This window comes from Streptomyces sp. SP17BM10 (assembly GCF_036322405.1).
In the GTDB taxonomy this organism is placed as follows: domain Bacteria; phylum Actinomycetota; class Actinomycetes; order Streptomycetales; family Streptomycetaceae; genus Kitasatospora.
The window spans coordinates 69984-85666 of record NZ_JAQYXB010000529.1; the positions used below are offsets into that span (position 1 = coordinate 69984).

The following is a 15683-nucleotide window of genomic DNA, read 5'->3' on the forward strand; positions in this document are numbered from 1 at the left end:
ACCCGCGCGGCGCGGGTTCGCCACCCGGGTGGGCCGGGTGCCGGAGCCGCCGGTGCCGTCGGGGCGACTACCCGCCGGTACCGGTGCGCGGCCCGGCCCGCCCGGGAACACTGCGCCGGTTCGGCCGCGCCGCGGCGCAGAAGACCCGGGAGCCGCCCATGTCGTCCTCCGCACGCCGCGCCCCGTCGACCACCGCCGCGCCACCGGCCAAGCGCGCGGCGCTGCGCCGCCTCGGCGAGTGGTGCGCGCGCCACTCGGTGATCGTCATCGTGCTGTGGATCGTCGCCCTGGCCGGCGTCCAGGCGGCCAACAAGACCGTCGGCGGCACCTACTCGGACGACTTCTCGCTCCCCGGTACGCAGGCACAGCAGGGCCGGGACCTCCTCGCCGCCCACGAGCCGGCCGCCGCCGGCACCGCCTCCCAGGTGGTGCTGCACGACCCGGCCCAGCTGTCCGGCTTCCAGCCTCAGGTCGCCCAGGCCGTCGGCTCGCTCCAGCAACTGCCGCACGTGCTCTCGGTGCAGAGCCCGCTGCCGCCGCCCGGGCAGCCCGCCCCGCCCGGGGGGCCGCTGTCCGCCGACGGGCTGACGGGGTACATCACCGTCCGCTTCGACACCACCCCCGCCCTGCTCGGCACCGACTACCTGTCCGGCGTGGACGCGGCCGTCCAGCCGCTGCGGCAGGCCGGCGTCCAGGTGGAGTACGGCGGTCCCCTGGGCGAGCTGGCGCGGCCGGCGCCGGACGACCGCGCGAGCGAGGTGATCGGCTTCGCGGTCGCGATCGTCGTGCTGCTGGTGGGGTTCGGCAGCGCCGTCGCGGCCGGGCTGCCGCTGCTGACGGCCCTGTTCGCGGCGGTGGTCGGCCTCGGGGTGCTGGGGCTGATCGCGGCGCTGTCCACGTTCGCGACCGTCGCGCCGACTCTGGCCACGATGATCGGGATCGGCGTCGGCATCGACTACGCGCTGTTCCTGCTCACCCGCCACCGGCAGAACCTGATGGACGGGGTGGACCCGGTCGCCTCCGCCGGGCAGGCGGTGGCGACCAGCGGCCGGGCGGTGCTGGTCTCCGGCTGCACCGTGATCATCGCGCTGTCCGGGCTGTCGGTGTCGGGCATCTCGTTCATCGCCAAGCTCGGGGCCGCCGCGGCCGTCACCGTCGTGTCGGCGGTGCTCGGCGCGCTCACCCTGCTGCCCGCCCTGATGGGGGTGATCGGCCGGCGGATGGACCGCTTCACCGTCCGCCGCCCGGTCGCCGAGGCGGGCGGCGACGACGCGGACGGAGCCTGGCACCGCTACGCGCGGCGGGTCGAGGCGCGCCCCTGGCGATACCTGATCGCGGGGGTGGTCACGCTCGCGGTGCTGTCGATCCCGCTGTTCTCCATCCAGCTCGGGCACATCGACGACGGCGCCGACTCCACCGACTTCACCGACCGGCGCGCCTACGACCTCATGTCCCAGGCCTTCGGCCCGGGCTCGAACGGCCCGCTCACGGCCGTCGTCGACCAGAGCGCCGTGCCCGCCGGCAACCGGTCGACCGTCCAGAGCGCCGTGCAGCAGGCCCTCACCAACCTGCCCGGCGCCGCCAGCACCACGCCGCTGCAGACCAGCCCGGACGGCGCCGTGCTGTTCGCCACCGTCATCCCGGCGACCGCTCCCCAGGACCGGGCCACCACCGACCTGGTCAACCACCTCTCCGACACCGCCCTGCCGGACGCGGTGGCCGGCACCGGCGCGAAGACCTACGTCACCGGCAACACCGCGGCCCAGGTCGACTTCCTGGACATCGTGTCGAGCCGGCTGTTCCTGATCATCGCCGTGGTCGTCGGCCTCGCGTTCCTGATCATCCTCGCCGTCTTCCGCGGCCCGCTGGTCGCCGTCAAGGCCGCCGTGCTCAACCTGCTCTCGATCGCGGCCTCCTACGGCGTCGTGGTCGCCGTCTTCCAATGGGGCTGGGGCGGCCCCGCGCTCGGCGTGTCCGGCAAGGTCCCGATCGAGAGCTACGTGCCGATGATGATGTTCGCGATCGTCTTCGGGCTCAGCATGGACTACGAGATCTTCCTGCTCTCGCGCGTCCACGAGGCCTGGCTGCGCACCGGCCGCAGCCAGGACGCCGTCGCCCACGCGCTGGAGATCACCGGCCGGGTGATCACCTGCGCCGCGCTGATCATGGTGAGCGTGTTCGCGGCGTTCATCGTCAGCGACAACATCGTGATCAAGATGATGGGCCTCGGACTGGCCGTCAGCGTCCTCGTGGACGCCACGATCGTCCGGTTGCTGCTCGTCCCGGCCGTCATGACGCTGCTCGGCCCGGCGGCCTGGTGGACCCCGCGCTCCCTGGACCGGATCCTGCCGCACATCGACGCCGAGGGCGAAGGCGAGAAGCCCTAGACCGCACGGGACTTCACCCCGCCGGCGCCCGCTTCAGCGACGCCAGGCCGTGCAGGACCCGGCCCTCGGTGCGAGCCTCTTCCAGGCGCTGGGTGAACACGTCCACCCGGTCCTCGGGATCCAGGTCCATCAGCCCCGGCGGCCACGTGCCGGGCGGCACCAGGACCACGACGGCCGCACCCCGGCCCGCGGCCACCGCCAGCCACGTGGGCGAGGCCGCGACCACCTCGTCCGGCTCCCACACCTCGCGCCCGCCCACCAGCACCAGCCGCTCCAGCCGCCCGCCGCCGACCTCGACGACCCCGCTCGTGGCCGGCGGCTCACCCGCGGCCAGCACGAACCCGCTCTCGACGGCGTTGGCCAGCAGGTCCGCGTGGAGCCCGGCTCCGACCTCCACCACGACCTCCGCGAGCGGCGGACCGTCCGCCGCCTCCCGCACCGCCAGCGCCCACACCACCGGCGTCCGCCCCCACCCGTACCCCGTCTCGTCAGCCACACCCCACCAACGAGCCACCGCCCCGCACGGCACGAGATCGGACGCGGTCGGGCGGCCCGGGCGCGCTCCACCGCATGAGGGCTGCCTGGTCCGGGATTTGACCAGTCCGATAGATTCACCCGATCGGGTGAGGTACGGCTTCCGTGGGGCGGGGACGGTGCGTAGTGTCGACGACCCGGCCCGTGATCAACTGTCGGGACCGAGTGGTATTGCGAGCCCTGGGGAGGGGATCGGCGTGGAGGACACGGACTGGGCCAAGCGCGGAATCTGCCGGACGGCGGATCCCGACGAGCTGTTCGTCGACGGCGCGGCGCAGAACCGGGCGAAGGCGGTGTGCTCCGGGTGCCCGGTGCGCACCGAGTGCCTGGCGTACGCACTGGACGAACGGATCGAGCACGGCGTCTGGGGCGGCATGACGGACCGTGAGCGGCGGGCCCTGCTGCGTCGGCGGCCGACGGTGGTCTCGTGGGCCCGGCTGCTGGAGCAGGCGCGGACCGAGTACGAGCAGCAGAGCGGGCGGCTGCGGGCCGAACTGGCCCGCGCGAGCTGACCGTACCGCGCGCGGCCCGGCCCGGTCGGGTTCGTCGGCCGGCCGTCGTGCGGCTCAGCGGGCGACCGGTGCGACGGCGATCGGCGGGATCGCGGCGAGGCGGGCCGTGCCCTGATCGTTGCACGTGACGGCGAGGAACGACGCCTGGTCCGCCGTCAGGGGTCAACGGGGTCGCGGGCTCAGGGAGTCAGCACGATCTTGCCGGTGACGGTGCCGGACTCCGCGAGCCGCAGTGCCTCCGCGGCCCGGGTGAGCGGGAGGCGGGCGGCGATCGGGGCGGAGACCTCGCCGTCGCGCAGGGCGGTGAGCACCTGGGTGAGGTCGGTGCGCAGGCGGTCCCGGAAGCGGCCCTTGGCCAGGGCACGGCCGGCCCAGATGTTGTAGAAGTGGGCGCGGCGTCCGTTGGGCAATGCGTTCCAGAGCCAGGTGCGGGCGAGGATCTTCAGGACGGGCCACTGCTTGGAGCCGGTGTCGTCGCGGGTGGAGGCGCTGCCGTAGGCGACGAGGGTGCCGCCGGCGGCCAGGAGGTGCCAGGAGTCGATCACGCTGCGGCCGCCGACGTGGTCGAAGACGGCGTCGACGCCGCCGGGCGCGAGCTCCCGGACGCGGGCCGGGACGTCGCCGCAGCGGTAGTCGACCGGGATGACGCCGCGGTCCCGCAGGGCGTCGTGGTGCCGGGCGGAGGCCGTGCCGATCACCGTGACGCCGGCGGCCAGGGCGAGTTGGACGAGGACGGAACCGACGCCGCCGCTCGCGCCGTGGACGAGGATCGTCTGCCCGGTCCGCACCCGCGCCTGCCGGTGGAGCATCTGCCAGGCGGTGATGCCGTTGACGACGACGGTCTCCGCCTCGTCGGCGGCGAGTCCCTCGGGGACCTCGACGGCGTCGGTCGCGTCGAGCACGACGTGGCTGGACCAGCCGCCGGTCTTCACCAGCGCGGCCACCCGTCGGCCGGCCAGCCCCGGGTCGACGTCCTCGCCGGTGGTGAGCACGCGGCCGACGAGGTCGTAGCCGGGGACGAACGGGAAGGGCGGCTGGTCGTAGTACCGGCCCCGGCGCATCTGCTGCTCGGCGAACGAGACGCCGCTCGCCTCCACCGCCACCACGACCTGGCCGCGACCGGCCTGGGGTACCCGGCCCTCCCGGATCTCCAGTCCCTCCGGCGCCACGATGCCCGGCAGAACGACCTGGACCATGCGGTCGGTCTCCATGGTGACCGCCCCCTTTCCTAGAGCTTGTTTCCTTCGTTAGAAGTTATAACTCCCCACGCGAGTGAGAGTCAAGAAGAACGGTGACACCCTCTAACTCGCCGGCCCACGAGGGAAGTTGCAGAGGATTCTCTGCAGATTGACCTATGCAGAGAGTTCTCTGCACCCTAGAGTGATCCCCATGACCGACCAGCCCCGCCGCCGGATCGACGCCACGAGCCTGCGCGGCCTCGCCCACCCCCTGCGGATGCGCCTCCTCGACGAGCTGCGCAGCAACGGGCCCGCCACCTCCGCCCGCCTCGCCGAGCGGCTCGGCGAGAACACCGGCACCGTCAGCTGGCACCTGCGCCACCTCGCCGAACACGGCTTCATCGAGGAGGAGGCGGACCGCGGCACCCGGCGCGAGCGCTGGTGGCGGGCGGTGCGCAGCTGCAACGTCCTCAACACCGCCGACTTCGAGCGCGATCCCGCCACCAAGGGCGCCCTCGACGTCTACGTCGGCGAGTTGCTCCGCGAGCAGTTCCGGCGCGTCGCCGACGCCATGGCCGCCGAGCTGCCGGAGGAGTGGCGCGGCGTCGGCACCGTCTCCGGCTGGTCGAACCTGCGCCTCACGCCCGGCCAGCTGCGCGCCCTCAACGACGAGCTGATGGCCGTGATCGACCGTCACACCCCCGACCCGGACGCCGAGCCCGACCCCACCGCCCGTCCGGTGATCGTCCAGATCCAGTCCCTGCCCCGCAAGGAGTCCGACCCCACATGAGCGACGCCCTCACGACCGAGCCCCCCACCATCGGCCTGCTGCGCCGCCACAGCGACTTCCGCCTGTTATGGACCGGCGAGACCGCCAACAAGTTCGGCTCCGCCGTCACCGGCCTGGCCATGCCGCTCATCGCGGTCACCACCCTGCACGCCTCCACCCTCGAGGTCGGCGTCCTGAGCGCGGCCGGCTGGCTGCCCTGGCTGCTGATCGGCCTGCCCGTCGGGGCGTGGGTCGACCGGATGCGCAGCCGCCCGATCATGCTGGCCGCCTCCGCGGTCTCACTGGTCCTCTTCGCGACCGTCCCGCTGGCCGCCCGTGCCGGGATCCTGACGATGGCCCAGCTCATCGCCGTGGCCCTCGCCACCGGCGTCGCCACGGTGTTCTTCCAGACCGCGTACACCGCCTACCTGCCCAAGCTCCTCGCCCCCGCCGACCAGGCCGAGGGCAACGCCAAGCTCCACGGCAGCGCCTTCGCCGCGAGCATCACGGGCCTCGGCGCGGGCGGACTGATCGCCCAGTTCACCGGCCCCGTCAACGGCGTGCTCGCCAACAGCGTCACCTTCCTGCTCTCGCTGGTGTGCACCGGCCGGATCCGGCACCGCGAACCCGCCAAGGAGGCGCGGGAGAGGCGCGCACTGCGCCAGGAGATCGGCGAGGGCCTGCGCCTGGTGTCGGGGGACGTCTGGTTCCGCACGTTCACGCTGTTCGGCGCCGCCGCGAACCTGACACTGACGGGCTACCAGTCGATCCAGGTCGTCTTCCTGGTCCGGGACGTGGGGCTGCCGGAGGGCGCGGTCGGCGCGCTGGTCGCGGCCGCGTCGACCGGCGGCATCCTGGGCGCCGCGGTGGCCCGCAGGGCCGCCGCCCGGATGGGGACCGCGCGGGCGATGCTCTTCTTCGAGCTCGTGCTGCCCGCCCTCACCCTCCTCGTGCCGCTCACCACGCCCGGCGCCGGCCTGGCACTGTTCGTCCTCGGCGGGTTCGGCGCCTCGGCCGGCGTCGTCGCAGGGAACATCATCAAGTCGACCTTCCAACAGCGGTACTGCCCCCCGGAGCTCCTCGGCCGGCTCTCCGCGAGCGCCGCGATGCTCAACTACGGCACGATCCCGGTGGGCGCGCTGCTCGGCGGCCTGCTCGGCACCTGGCTCGGCGTGCGGCCCACCATGTGGCTGCTGACCGCGGGCGTGCCGCTCTCGGCGCTGATCCTCTGGTTCTCCCCGGTGCGGAGACTGCGCGACCTGCCGACCGAGCGGCCGGCCCGGCCGGCCGGACCCTCCGTCGCCACCGTCCCGGCCTGAAAGGACGTGCGGCATGACCGATGAATCCTTCGCCCATCCCCGACTGGCCGCGATCTACGACCCGCTCGACCCCGACCGCACCGATCTCGACGCCTACGTCCGGATCGCGGAGGAGTTCCGGGCCCGCAGCGTCCTGGACATCGGCTGCGGGACCGGGGTGTTCCCCCTGCTGCTCGCCGACCGCGGGATCGAGGTCGTCGGCGTCGAGCCCGCCGGGGCGTCCCTGGACGTGGCCCGCGCCAAGCCGGGCGCCGAGCGGGTCCGCTGGATCCACGGCGACGCGACGGCCCTGCCGCCGCTGTCCGTCGACCTCGTGACGATGACGGCGAACGTCGCCCAGGCCATCGTCGACCCGGAGGCGTGGCGGCAGACCCTGCGCGCGGCGTACGAGGCGCTGCGGCCCGGCGGGCACCTGGTCTTCGAGACCCGCGACCCGGCCCGGCGCGCCTGGGAGGAGTGGAACCGCGAGTCCTCCCACCGGACGACGGAGGTCCCGGGCGTCGGCGCCGTCGAGACGTGGGTGGAACTGCTCGGCGTGGAGGAGCCGTTGGTGACGTTCCGGTGGACGTACGCGTTCGCCTCGGACGGGCAGGTGCTGACCTCGGACTCCACGTTGCGCTTCCACGAGCGGCACGAGGTCGAACGGGACCTGGCCGGGCTCGGCTACGAGCTGCGGGAGATCCGCGACGCCCCCGACCGGCCGGGCCGGGAGCTCGTCTTCGTCGCGCGGCGCCCGTGATCGCGGGGCGGACCACAGGCTGAGACGGGGGTCACACCGGGCCGTGTCACAACGCGGCGGGCTGTCCCGTCTCAGGGTGTAACCACTCACGACCACCGGGGAGCACACCATGGACGCCCGACTCGACTACTTCGCCAACGCGACCATCGGCAAGAGCTTCAAGCACATCATGGCGGCGGGCAGGAGCATCCAGGAGTCGCCCCTGCCGCGCGCCACGCAGGAGCTCGTCGCCCTGCGGATCAGCCAGATCAACGGCTGCGCGGTCTGCGTCGACATGCACACCAAGGAGGCTGCCGCGGCCGGCGAGAGCGCGGTGCGGCTCAACCTGGTCGCGGTGTGGCGCGAGGCCACCGTCTACACGGAGGCCGAGCGCGCCGCCCTGGCCCTCGCCGAGGCGGGCACCCGGGTCGCGGACGCGGCCGGCGGCGTCGGCGACGACGTGTGGGCCCGGGCCGCGGAGCACTACGACGAGGACCAGATCGCCGCTCTGGTGCTCCTCGTCTCGTTCATGAACCTGGTCAACCGGCTCAACGTCATCACGCGGCAGCCGGCCGGGAACTACGAGCCGGGGCAGTTCCACTGACGGGACGGAGCAGGTGACGGACGAGAGGAGAGAGGCATGACCAGGGTCGAGGACTTCGAGGAGCTGCGTCCGCTGCTCTTCTCGATCGCCTACCGGATCCTCGGCAGCGTGAGCGAGGCCGAGGACGCCGTGCAGGAGACGTGGCTGCGCTTCGACGCCGCCGAGGCGCAGCCCGTCTCCGCCAAGGCCTACCTGTCGGCCGCCGTCACCCGCATCTCCATCGACGTCCTGCGGTCCGCGCGGGTGCGGCGCGAGGCGTACGTCGGGCCGTGGTTCCCCGAACCGCTGCTCAGCGATCCGTACCAGGACCCGGCACGGGCGGCCGAGTTGGCCGACTCCGTGTCGATGGCCGCATTGCTGCTCCTGGAGCGGCTCAGTCCGCTGGAGCGGGCGGTGTTCGTGCTGCGGGAGGTGTTCGCCTTCGGGTTCGACGACGTCGCGGCCGCGGTGGGGCGCTCGGAGGCGGCCTGTCGGCAGCTGGTGGTGCGGGCGCGGCGGCACATGGCCGACGGGCGCCCGCGGTTCGCGGCGGACCGCCGGGAGCGGCAGGAACTCGCGACGCGGTTCTTCGACGCGCTGACGGACGGCGACGTGGACGCGCTGTGCAGCCTCCTGTCGGCCGACGTCCAGTTGGTCGGGGACGGCGGCGGAAAGGCGCCGCAGCTGGCCAACGTCGTCGCCGGGGCGGACAACGTGGCCCGGGTGCTGGCCGCGTTCTTCCCGCTGCTGCGACGGATCGACGCGACGTGCGCGCCGCAGGAGTTCAACGGGCAGCCCGGCGCCGTCGTCCGCGACCGGGACGGCCGGGTGCTCCACGCCATGACGCTGGACGTGCTCGACGGACGGGTCCAGGCCGTCCGCGTGGTGATCAACCCCGACAAGCTCGGCCACCTCGGGCCGGTGGCCGACGCCTGGGCCGTCACGCGGGAGCTGAAGGCCCTCCGGCGGCAGCGGGCCTGACACTCAGGCGCGGCGCCGCGGCCGGTCGGGGGGGGCGGGCCGTCCCGCTCGCGTTGGGCAACGGTCCGGCCTCCTTCCCGCGTCCCGCGGGCAAGCACCTCCGCCGGTACCCTCACCGGGTCCGCCCGGGCAGCCGCAGCTCGCACCAGACCGCCTTGCCCGGGCCCAACGGGTACCAGCCCCAGCGGACCGCGAGCCGGGCCAGCAGGTACAGGCCCAAGCCACCCGTCTCGTCGCGCTCCTGCGGCGGGCGGGGCCTCGGCGGGCGCGGGCTGGAGTCGGTGATCTCCATCCGCAGCAGGCCGTCGGCGCGCGCCAACAGGAGGTCCCCGGGGCTGCCGGCGTGACGCAGGGCGTTGCCGACCAGCTCGGAGACCAGGAGGACGGCGTCGGCGACCACCATGGGGTCGGGCACGTCGGCCAGGAAGTCGGCGGTGAGGGTGCGGGCCTCGGCGATCGCGCCGGGCCGGTCGGCCAGCGGCAGCAACCGCACCCTCGACCGGGCCTGGGTCGTTCGCACGGGGTGGCTTCGGGCCACGGCCATGTGTTCGCGCCTCCTTCTCCCGTTTCTCCCGTTCCGGGTCAGTCCCGCGTCCCGGGGCCGTCCGGACTCCCGGGGCCGTCCGGGTTCCCGGCGTCGCGGGCCCGGTCGGGCGGCCCGCGCCGCTCGCGCCTCGCCCGCCGGAGGAGCACCACCAGGGCCAGGACCAGGCCGAGGAGCAGCACGAGCGCCACGCCCGCCAGGACCAGCCCCAAGGTGCCGAGCGCCGTCGGGCCGCCGCTCTGGGCCGCGGCTGCGGCCGGGCCCGCCCACGGCGGGAGTCCCGGCAGCACCATGGGACTTCCTTTCCGTCCCGCTTTCCGCCTACCCCGGCAGACGGGTTCCACGCGGGCTACCCGGTCTGGACGGCGATCAGGCAGGTGTCGTCGTCGGTGTCGGCCGGGCCGGCCACGTCGCCGACGGCGAGCACCCAGCAGGACGCCGGGCCGCCGCCCTGCTCCCACTGTGCCAACCGGCCGGGGGCACGCGCAGCGCCACAGGGGCCGACCGGCGCTCGGGCCCGCGCTCAGCCGGGCACGGTGTCCCGGATGCGGAAGGCGTCGGTGACGCCGGTGAGCTCCAGCATCCGCAGGACCAGCGGCCGCGGGCGGGCCAGCTCGATCCGGCCACCGGCCGCCGTGGCCCGGGCCTGGGCGCGCAGGAGCGCGTTCAGACCGGTGGAGTCGCAGAAATCCAGCCCGGCACAGTCGATCACGACGATCGCGCCGGGGAGGTCGAGCACCGGTTCGAGGGCCGCGTGCAGAGCGGCGACGGAGTCGAGGTCGAGCTCGCCGTAGAGCGCGAGGACGGTGCCCTCGGCCCACGGCGCCACGTCCGTGGTGAACAGGGCCCGGCCGCCCGACATCGCAGGATCGTCCGCCATCGCCCCGACTCCTTCCGCCGTACCGGCCGCACGTCCCCGCCCCGCACTGCGGATATCCGATTCGGCCGCCCGGAAACCCACCCGGACGCCCGACCGGCCCGGACGCCCGACCGGCCCGGACGCCGAAGATCATCCGCCGCGGAGGGGAGACCAGGTCCGAACCCACCGGCCCCGCCCTGCCGGGCCGGGTTCGGGCCTCGGCGTGATGCCGCGCGATCAGGAACCGGCCCCGAGGTGACAGTTCCAGCCGGTGTCGGAGCCGGAGCCCGAGCCGTCGTGGGCCGAGGTCGTCCGGCCGCGGTCACCGGGCCGGGCCGTCGTGGCGGTGTGCGGCGGGTACGTCGTCGTGGTCATCTCTCGTCCTTTCTCGAATGAGGCGCGGTCGGCCCACGCAAGCACCCGTCGGGCGGAGACGGGAAAATCGATCGGGCGTCATTGTCCGACCGTCGCTCCCGCCGTGACTTTCCGGCCGAAGGGAATCGAGCCTCCCCCGTGAGACCGGATCCGGCTCCTCGCCTCACCCGGCCTCGGCAAGGAATCTACGGCCGCCGGCAAGGGGGCAATAGTGCCTTTCTGCACAGTTGAAGGCTTCGTCCGGTGCCGAAGTGCACAGTGTTCCCGCCGCCATCCGAATTACCACCGCGTGTATTGTGCGAACCGACGTACCGAACGTTCCGGGGGGAATGGCATGAAGGTCGACAACACTCGGGTTTCAGCCGGGGCTCGACAGGCCGAACGGGCGGACGACATCCTCGCGATGCACCGCGCCGCCCGCAAGGGCGGGACGGCGCAGGTGCTCCGCCGGCTGGCCCACCGCACCGGGACGGTCGCCTTCCTGCTGAACCGCTCCGGCACCCCGGCCAGTGCCCCCGCGCCGCCGCCCGGGAGCGCGGCGCACGGCCTCTGCCTGCGCGGGGCGCGCGAGATCGCCGGAAGGAGCCTGCGGTCCGTCGCCGTCGACGAGGGCGGCCTCACCGGCCTCGTGCTGACCCTCGACGACACCGGGCAGACGCCCCTCCTCGCGGTGGTCGCGCCGCGCCCGGCCCCGCCCGGGCTGCCGGCCCTCGTCGCGGACGCCGCGTCCGTGCTCGGGCTGGCGTGGCAGGCCGAGGACGTCCGCCGCCGGCAACGCCGCCTGCGCGCAGCGGACGACCGGGTCCGGGAGGCGGTCCTCCAGCTGTTGATGAACGGTCAGACCGCCACCGCCCGGCAGATCTCCGGCGCGCTTCGGCCCGCGCTGTCCGAAGTGGTGCAGGTGTACGTCGTCGAAGGTCCGCGCGGGGCGCGCGACGAGGTGGCGCACCGGATCGCCGGGTCGAGCGAGGGCGCGTGGGCCGTGCCGTGCCCCGTCTACAGCGACCACATGATCGTCATCGCGCCCGCGACGGGCTCCGTACCCGCCTGGGCCTCGGAATCGCACGGTTACCGGATCGGGGTCAGCAACGCCGTGCCGCTGCGGGAGACCGTCACCGGCTACGCCCAGGCGTTCCACGCGCTGGCCGCGGCACGCCACCGCCCCGACCGGCTCGCGACGTTCGCTTCCGACCAGGACCTCCCGCTCACCATCGGGACGGCCGCGGTGGCGTGGGCCGAATCCTTCCTCGCGCCCCTCCGGCTCCACCGCCCGAGGCGGCTCCAGGACCCGGACGGCGCCGAACTGCTGGCCACGGCCGCCTCCTGGCTGCGGTTCTCCTCCGGCGCCGCGGCCCACCTGAGGATCCACCGCAACACCCTGGCCGCGCGGCTGGCGTCCGTCCAGGAGCTGCTCCAGCTGGACCTCGCCCGGCTCGCCGACCGTTCCGCCCTGGCGCTCGCCCTGGAGGCGGCCCCGGCCACTGCCCACCGCCCGGACCACGCGCCGGGAGACGACCGGCCGGCCCCCGCCCTCGACGACCTCCTCGCCCTGCCCCGCGTCGAGGCCTGGGCCGAGCGGCAACTCCGGCCGCTCCACGGCCCCGACGCGCCGACGGCCGTGGCCCAGACGCTCGCCACCTGGCTGCACATGGACGCCCGCCTCGTGCCGACGGCCGAGGCGCTGTCCGTCTCGCCCTCGGCCGTCCGCAAACGCCTGGCCCGGGCCGAGGAGTTGCTGCAGCGCTCGCTGGTCCGCTCCCCCACGTCCGTCCACGACCTGTGGCTCGCCGGGCGGGCCCTCGAACTGGCCGAGCACTGAGCCGGGTTCACCCCCGGGCGGCCGCCTCGCGGTTCGCGTCCTCCGCGGCCTCCGTGTCCTCGGACGCCTCCGTGTTCTCCGCGGCCTCCGGCGCGGACCGGCGCAGCCCGAGGCCCACGCCCCAGGCCGCGGCCGCCACACCCAGCAGCGCGATCGGGCGCGACCACTCCCCCGCCCCGGTCGGCGCGAACGCCACCGGCAGCACGAGCAGGGACGCGGCGACGGCGGCGCAGGCCGCGGCCGGGCGGACGGTCCGGCGCCGCGGGCCGAACGCGTCGAGGAGCAGCACGTAGGCCGTGAGGAGGACGGTCACCGCGATCGCCTGCCACACCTGTGGCTCGCACAGTGCGGCGAGCACCACCGAACCGGAGGCGAGGAGGGTCGTGCGGGACGCGGTGAGGCGCGCGGGCCGGCTCGCCGTCCGGCTCGGCGGGTCGTCCGCCGGCGGTGCGGCCCAGAGCGCGAGGCCGGTGGCCACCACCGCGGCCGCGGGCCCGAACCGGTCGGTCGCGCCACCGCCGCCGGGGAGGCCGACGGCGGCGAGGGCCAGGGCGGCGCCGGTGCCCCGCAGGACGGCCCGTTCGAGCCGCGGGTCCCTCCGGACGGCGCCGGGCGGTGCTGCCGGTTCCGTCGTGCCCACGGGCGTCGTCGGGGTCATCGGGCCGCTCCCGAGATCGTGCGTCGCAGCAGCGGCGCGAGTGCCAGGTCGAGGGTCTCGCCCGGCGTGTGGCGGGCCACCGGGATGCCGCGCCCGCGCAGGGTCGAGCGCATCGCCTCGCGTTCGGCGTGCCACAGGCGCAGCGCGAGGGCGTCGGTCTCGTCGTCCGGGCGCGCGGCCGGTTCGCCGGCCGGGACCTCGACCACGACGAGCGGATTGCCCCGTTCGCGCACCTGGCCGAGCAGGTCGAGGATCCGCTGGTCGGCGAGCGGCGTGAACGCGTACACGAGGGCGTGTCCGGGCAGCGCCGGCAGGGGGATGCGGGGGACGGCGGCGCCGCGCTGCGGGCGGTCCTGACGGACCTCGAGCACGCTCTCCACCATGCGGTAGAACTGCCGGTCCCCGCTGCCCGCCGTGAGCCAGCGCAGTGTTCCGCCGACCGCGACGAGGCCGATCCGGTCGTGCCGGCGCAGGTAGGAGCGGGTCAGCCCGGTGGCGGCGCGCAGCGTCTCGTCGAGGCTGCGCAGGCCGGTGGTGGCGTCGCGGAAGTCGGCCAGGGTGTCCAGGAGGACGACCGCGTCGGCGGCGCGCTCGGCGGTGAACTGGTTGATCTGGACGGCGTCGCGGCGGGTCGTCGACGGCCAGTGGATGCGCCGTTGCCGCTCGCCCGGCACGTGCGGGCGCACGCCGATCACCTCGGTGCCGGTGCCCTCGTGCGCGGTGGTGTGCTCGCCGATCCGCTCCGGCAGCCGGACCGGGATCGGGGTGAGGTGAGCGGCGCTGGGCACCGGGAAGACGTCCACCGTGCCGAGGTCGGCGCGCACGGTGCGCCGGGTCAGGCCGCCCGCGTCGTGGACGTCGACGTCGATGACGCCGAGCTGCCAGCGGCCCCAGCTGTCGGCGTGGACGACCAGGTCCACGCCGGTGGCGGTGACGCTGAGGGCGTCCAGGACGACGCCGGGGCCGAGCGCCAGGGTGGGGTCGAGCCGGCCGGTCCGGCCGTCGTGCCGGACGGTGACGTGCACGGTGACGGGTTCGCCCTCGAAGCAGCGGCGCGGTTCGGCGGTGCTTTCCGCCGACAGTTCGATCGGCCGGGTGCGGCCGGGGGCGGCGAGGGCGAGCAGGACGGCGGGCCCGGCCGCCAGGGCGAGGAGCCACGCGTGGCCGGTGAGCAGCGCGGCGACGGCCGCGGCGGTGGCCACGGTGAGCAGGCGCAGCGTCTGTTCGGCGGCGCGCCAGTGCGGCGGGGGCGGGCTGCTCGGCAGGCCGACGACGAGCCGGGCGCCGACGACGTGCCGGGGGCCGGCCCCCGACCCCGCGCCGACGACGTGCCGGGGGCCGTCCGGATGCGGCGCGCGGCTCACGGAGTGGCCGCGCGGGGCAGGGTCTGCGGCGCCGGGACTGCGTCGACCAGGCGCGTGACGACGTCGTCGGCCTCGATCTGGCGCACCCACAACTCCGGTGCGAGGGTGATGCGGTGGGCCAGCGCGGGGACGGCGAGCGCCTTGACGTCCTCCGGGGTCAGGTAGTCGCGGCCCTCCAGCATCGCCCGCGCCCGGGCCAGCTGGATCAGCGCGAGGCCGCCGCGGGGCGAGGCGCCGACCTGGATCTGCTGGTCGTTGCGGGTCGCGTCGACCAGCGCGATGGCGTAGTCGACCAGGTCGTCGTCCACCTCGACCCGCTCCACCGCCGCGCGCATGGCCAGCAGTTGCGACGGGCTGCTCACGGCGTCCAGCACCGCCTCCGGCGCCGCGCGGTCGAGCCGGGCGCGCAGCATCGCCGCCTCCGTGGCGGTGGGGAGGTAGCCCATCCGCACGCGGAGCAGGAAGCGGTCGAGCTGCGCCTCCGGGAGCGCGTACGTGCCCTCGTACTCGATCGGGTTGGCGGTGGCGATCACCAGGAAGGGGTGCGGCAGGCGGCGGGTCTCGCCGTCGACGGACACCTGGCCCTCGGCCATCGCCTCCAGGAGCGCGGCCTGCGTCTTCGGCGGGGTGCGGTTGATCTCGTCGGCGAGCAGGAGCTGGGTGAACAGCGGGCCGGGGCGGAACACCATCTCGCCGGTGTTCCGGTCGTAGAAGGGGGCGCCGGTGACGTCCGAGGGCAGCAGGTCGGGGGTGAACTGGATCCGGCGGAAGTCCAGGCCGAGGGTGGTCGCGAACGAGCGCGCCAGCAGGGTCTTGCCGAGCCCGGGCAGGTCCTCGATCAGGACGTGGCCGCCGGCCAGGGCTGCGAGCATCACCAGGCGCAGCGCCTCCGGCTTGCCGACGACGGCCCGTTCGATCTCCGCGAGCACCGCGAGGGCCCGCTCGCCGGCCTCCTTGGGGGTCAGCTCCGGTATCGCGGTGTGCTCGCCGTCGAGTGCTGCGGGGGCCTGGGTTGGGACGGACATGATTCTCCTGCGGGACTGTTCGTGGATGGTGGGGATGCGGAGGACCGCGCGGCGTGCG

The 15683-nt window shown here is 74.7% G+C and carries 17 protein-coding genes; 8 read left to right on the forward strand and 9 right to left on the reverse strand.

The genetic code is table 11. The features are described from left to right. The first annotated feature begins 158 nt into the window (after positions 1-158). Positions 159-2387: an MMPL family transporter gene (locus PUR71_RS11320; RefSeq protein WP_329926654.1), complete on the forward strand. Its 2229-nt coding sequence runs from the start codon at positions 159-161 to the stop codon at positions 2385-2387. A gap of 13 nt (positions 2388-2400) precedes the next feature. Here the strand turns inward: PUR71_RS11320 and PUR71_RS11325 are convergent, their stop codons facing one another. Next, complete coding sequence (locus PUR71_RS11325; RefSeq protein ID WP_329926656.1) at positions 2401-2883, reverse strand: hypothetical protein; 483 nt, start codon at positions 2881-2883, stop codon at positions 2401-2403. Positions 2884-3118: 235 nt separating this feature from the next. Here PUR71_RS11325 and PUR71_RS11330 point away from each other — a divergent pair, with 235 nt between their 5' ends. Then, positions 3119-3433 carry a WhiB family transcriptional regulator gene (locus PUR71_RS11330; protein ID WP_329926657.1) on the forward strand — a complete coding sequence of 105 codons (315 nt, stop codon included), beginning with the start codon at positions 3119-3121 and terminating at the stop codon, positions 3431-3433. Between the two features lie 179 nt (positions 3434-3612). Here the strand turns inward: PUR71_RS11330 and PUR71_RS11335 are convergent, their stop codons facing one another. Next, a complete protein-coding gene (locus PUR71_RS11335; protein ID WP_329926659.1) occupies positions 3613-4644 on the reverse strand; it encodes a medium chain dehydrogenase/reductase family protein in 1032 nt (343 codons plus the stop codon). A 178-nt stretch (positions 4645-4822) separates the two neighbouring features. Between PUR71_RS11335 and PUR71_RS11340 the strand changes: the two genes are divergently transcribed. From PUR71_RS11340 to PUR71_RS11360, 5 genes are all read left to right on the forward strand, one after another. Continuing rightward, positions 4823-5401 carry a helix-turn-helix domain-containing protein gene (locus PUR71_RS11340; protein WP_329926661.1) on the forward strand — a complete coding sequence of 193 codons (579 nt, stop codon included), beginning with the start codon at positions 4823-4825 and terminating at the stop codon, positions 5399-5401. Beyond that, entirely contained in the window at positions 5398-6699 is a 1302-nt protein-coding gene (locus PUR71_RS11345; protein ID WP_329926663.1) for an MFS transporter, read from the forward strand. The genes PUR71_RS11340 and PUR71_RS11345 overlap by 4 nt, the downstream gene beginning before the upstream one ends. Positions 6700-6712: 13 nt before the next feature. Beyond that, complete coding sequence (locus tag PUR71_RS11350; protein ID WP_329926665.1) at positions 6713-7438, forward strand: class I SAM-dependent methyltransferase; 726 nt, start codon at positions 6713-6715, stop codon at positions 7436-7438. Between the two features lie 109 nt (positions 7439-7547). Then, the gene (locus PUR71_RS11355; protein ID WP_329926667.1) at positions 7548-8021 is read left to right on the forward strand and encodes a carboxymuconolactone decarboxylase family protein; all 474 of its coding nucleotides are present in this window, start codon (positions 7548-7550) and stop codon (positions 8019-8021) included. 36 nt (positions 8022-8057) lie between these two features. Further along, on the forward strand, positions 8058-8981 hold the full coding sequence (locus tag PUR71_RS11360; RefSeq protein WP_329926669.1) for an RNA polymerase sigma-70 factor: 924 nt from the start codon (positions 8058-8060) through the stop codon (positions 8979-8981). Between the two features lie 112 nt (positions 8982-9093). Here PUR71_RS11360 and PUR71_RS11365 read toward each other — a convergent pair whose 3' ends face one another. The 4 genes from PUR71_RS11365 to PUR71_RS11380 form a co-directional block, all read right to left on the reverse strand. Continuing rightward, on the reverse strand, positions 9094-9525 hold the full coding sequence (locus PUR71_RS11365) for an ATP-binding protein (RefSeq protein WP_329926671.1): 432 nt from the start codon (positions 9523-9525) through the stop codon (positions 9094-9096). A 38-nt stretch (positions 9526-9563) separates the two neighbouring features. After that, positions 9564-9818 (reverse strand): hypothetical protein, encoded by a 255-nt coding sequence (locus PUR71_RS11370; protein WP_329926673.1) that lies wholly within the window; start codon positions 9816-9818, stop codon positions 9564-9566. Between the two features lie 230 nt (positions 9819-10048). Next, entirely contained in the window at positions 10049-10405 is a 357-nt protein-coding gene (locus PUR71_RS11375) for an STAS domain-containing protein (RefSeq protein ID WP_329926674.1), read from the reverse strand. Between the two features lie 216 nt (positions 10406-10621). After that, positions 10622-10759: a hypothetical protein gene (locus PUR71_RS11380; protein WP_329926676.1), complete on the reverse strand. Its 138-nt coding sequence runs from the start codon at positions 10757-10759 to the stop codon at positions 10622-10624. Between the two features lie 334 nt (positions 10760-11093). On the opposite strand from PUR71_RS11380, the gene PUR71_RS11385 reads away from it, so the two are divergent. Beyond that, the gene (locus tag PUR71_RS11385; RefSeq protein ID WP_329926678.1) at positions 11094-12578 is read left to right on the forward strand and encodes a helix-turn-helix domain-containing protein; all 1485 of its coding nucleotides are present in this window, start codon (positions 11094-11096) and stop codon (positions 12576-12578) included. 7 nt (positions 12579-12585) lie between these two features. Here the strand turns inward: PUR71_RS11385 and PUR71_RS11390 are convergent, their stop codons facing one another. Genes PUR71_RS11390 through PUR71_RS11400 form a run of 3 tightly spaced genes read right to left on the reverse strand, consistent with a single transcriptional unit; the run spans position 12586 to position 15625 of the window. Beyond that, entirely contained in the window at positions 12586-13236 is a 651-nt protein-coding gene (locus PUR71_RS11390) for a hypothetical protein (RefSeq protein WP_329926679.1), read from the reverse strand. Next, the gene (locus PUR71_RS11395) at positions 13233-14600 is read right to left on the reverse strand and encodes a DUF58 domain-containing protein (RefSeq protein WP_329926681.1); all 1368 of its coding nucleotides are present in this window, start codon (positions 14598-14600) and stop codon (positions 13233-13235) included. The genes PUR71_RS11390 and PUR71_RS11395 overlap by 4 nt, the downstream gene beginning before the upstream one ends. Next, positions 14597-15625, reverse strand: coding sequence for an AAA family ATPase (locus tag PUR71_RS11400; protein ID WP_329926683.1), 1029 nt, complete (start codon positions 15623-15625; stop codon positions 14597-14599). The genes PUR71_RS11395 and PUR71_RS11400 overlap by 4 nt, the downstream gene beginning before the upstream one ends. Between the last annotated feature and the right edge of the window lie 58 nt (positions 15626-15683).

What these genes read in the sequence shown, in the direction of transcription:
- PUR71_RS11375 (WP_329926674.1), bottom strand. Translation starts at nt 10,405, where the DNA reads ATGGCGGACGATCCTGCGATGTCGGGCGGCCGGGCCCTGTTCACCACG.
- PUR71_RS11390 (WP_329926679.1), bottom strand. Translation starts at nt 13,236, where the DNA reads ATGACCCCGACGACGCCCGTGGGCACGACGGAACCGGCAGCACCGCCC.
- PUR71_RS11380 (WP_329926676.1), bottom strand. Translation starts at nt 10,759, where the DNA reads ATGACCACGACGACGTACCCGCCGCACACCGCCACGACGGCCCGGCCC.
- PUR71_RS11345 (WP_329926663.1), top strand. Translation starts at nt 5,398, where the DNA reads ATGAGCGACGCCCTCACGACCGAGCCCCCCACCATCGGCCTGCTGCGC.
- PUR71_RS11340 (WP_329926661.1), top strand. Translation starts at nt 4,823, where the DNA reads ATGACCGACCAGCCCCGCCGCCGGATCGACGCCACGAGCCTGCGCGGC.
- PUR71_RS11385 (WP_329926678.1), top strand. Translation starts at nt 11,094, where the DNA reads ATGAAGGTCGACAACACTCGGGTTTCAGCCGGGGCTCGACAGGCCGAA.
- PUR71_RS11400 (WP_329926683.1), bottom strand. Translation starts at nt 15,625, where the DNA reads ATGTCCGTCCCAACCCAGGCCCCCGCAGCACTCGACGGCGAGCACACC.
- PUR71_RS11360 (WP_329926669.1), top strand. Translation starts at nt 8,058, where the DNA reads ATGACCAGGGTCGAGGACTTCGAGGAGCTGCGTCCGCTGCTCTTCTCG.
- PUR71_RS11370 (WP_329926673.1), bottom strand. Translation starts at nt 9,818, where the DNA reads ATGGTGCTGCCGGGACTCCCGCCGTGGGCGGGCCCGGCCGCAGCCGCG.
- PUR71_RS11335 (WP_329926659.1), bottom strand. Translation starts at nt 4,644, where the DNA reads ATGGAGACCGACCGCATGGTCCAGGTCGTTCTGCCGGGCATCGTGGCG.
- PUR71_RS11350 (WP_329926665.1), top strand. Translation starts at nt 6,713, where the DNA reads ATGACCGATGAATCCTTCGCCCATCCCCGACTGGCCGCGATCTACGAC.
- PUR71_RS11355 (WP_329926667.1), top strand. Translation starts at nt 7,548, where the DNA reads ATGGACGCCCGACTCGACTACTTCGCCAACGCGACCATCGGCAAGAGC.
- PUR71_RS11365 (WP_329926671.1), bottom strand. Translation starts at nt 9,525, where the DNA reads ATGGCCGTGGCCCGAAGCCACCCCGTGCGAACGACCCAGGCCCGGTCG.
- PUR71_RS11320 (WP_329926654.1), top strand. Translation starts at nt 159, where the DNA reads ATGTCGTCCTCCGCACGCCGCGCCCCGTCGACCACCGCCGCGCCACCG.